General features: G+C 68.1%; 2 protein-coding genes. Both read right to left on the bottom strand.

The genetic code is table 11. The features are described from left to right. Positions 1 to 68 precede the first annotated feature (68 nt). Complete coding sequence (locus ACGFNF_RS30350) at positions 69 to 488, bottom strand: hypothetical protein (RefSeq protein ID WP_393172355.1); 420 nt, start codon at positions 486 to 488, stop codon at positions 69 to 71. Next, the gene (locus ACGFNF_RS30345; RefSeq protein ID WP_088999634.1) at positions 485 to 1,327 is read right to left on the bottom strand and encodes an IS5 family transposase; all 843 of its coding nucleotides are present in this window, start codon (positions 1,325 to 1,327) and stop codon (positions 485 to 487) included. The genes ACGFNF_RS30350 and ACGFNF_RS30345 overlap by 4 nt, the downstream gene beginning before the upstream one ends. Positions 1,328 to 1,428: the final 101 nt, after the last annotated feature.

Here is a 1,428-nt window from a genome sequence, read left to right as displayed (position 1 = left end):
AGAGGGTGGTTCGGAAGGGCATGTCCGGTTGTGGGTTTGGCCGCGGGGTAGAGGTCCTGCCCGTGGGGCTATGCGGCTGGCGGTGGCGAGGCGAGGGTGAACAGGCCGGCCTCGGGTTCGGTCAGGATCTGGCGGGCGACGAGGCGTTTGAGCTTGGCGCGGAGATTCTCGGTGTCCTTGGTGGTGGTGTCGGTGCCGAGGGCGTGGCAGATGTCCTTGGCGCGCATCGGTGCGGTGGCGGAGTGGAACACGGCGAGGATCTGCTGGTAAGCGGGGCTGGCGACGGTCGCGTCTGTGGGTGCCCCCGGGTCGGCGTGGCCGGTCAAGCTGAGCAGCGTCTTACGGGTGATGGCGAGCTCGGCCAGCTCGGTCTCGGCTGTGGTGAGCTGGTCGGTGAGGGCGGCGATCTGCTCGCGGAGCCGCTCTGCGGTGATGCCGGCGGCGGTCTCGCGTTCGGTGAGCAGGTCCAGCAGCGGCGGTCGGGTCACCGTTGGTGGCCCGGGTCGCGCCAGGACGCGGTGGTGGTGCCGGTCAACCGGCGGACCAGGTTCGCCGTCGAGGCCCACCATGTGCGTGACACCGCCGAGGCGGGTCGGCTCTCGTACTCGCGGACCAGACGGCGGTGCAGCATCAGCGTGCCATTGGTCTGCTCCACCACCCACCGGCGTGCGATCGGCACGAACCCGGCGGCCGTGTCGGTGCGCTTGACCTGTTCGACGTCGATACCGTTCACCGCTCCGTGGATCTGCACGTCGTCTTTGAACCCGGCGTCGACCCATGCCTTGGTCACCGTCGGGGTGTGGGCCACGACGTTGTCCAGCAGTCGTACGCCGATCGCGTTGTCGGTGACCGACGCGGCGGTGACCACCACCGCGATGATCAACCCCAGGGCGTCCACCGCGAGGCCCCGTTTACGGCCCGGGACCTTTTTCGCGGCGTCCTTGCCGGTCGTGGCGGCCGGGACGTGGTTGGCGGCCCGGATCGACTGGGTGTCCAGCACCACCGCGGTCGGGTCCTCCCGCCGGCCGGCCCGCTCCCTCGCCTGGCAGCGCAACAGATCATGAATCACTTGGTCCGTGCCGTCATCGCGCCACAGGGCGAAGTAGTAGTAGGTGGCCGACTTCGGGGGCAGGTCGTGCGGCAGGTACGCCCACTGACAACCGGTCCGATTCTGGTAGAAGATCGAATTCACGATCTCCCGCAACTCGTAGCGGCCCTGATGCCCCGACACCGACGGATGCCGGTCTTTCCACGCCTGCAGGAACGGTCCGACCACCGCCCACTGGTCGTCGGTCAGGTCACTCGGGTACGCCGCACGCTCGCCCATGATCGACCCAACGCGATGGAGACCTCACCGGTTACGACCATCGCTCGCATTCACACACTGAGCCAAGCCCACAATGGGCAAAGGCTACCGAACCACCCTCT

It is taken from the genome of Micromonospora sp. NPDC048868, from assembly GCF_043198195.1.
GTDB classification, from domain to species: Bacteria; Actinomycetota; Actinomycetes; order Mycobacteriales; family Micromonosporaceae; genus Micromonospora; species Micromonospora reichwaldensis.
Note: the sequence above shows the minus strand (reverse complement) of the source record. Positions and strands in the feature narration are given on the sequence as shown.

What these genes read in the sequence shown, in the direction of transcription:
- ACGFNF_RS30345 (WP_088999634.1), bottom strand. Translation starts at nt 1,327, where the DNA reads ATGGGCGAGCGTGCGGCGTACCCGAGTGACCTGACCGACGACCAGTGG.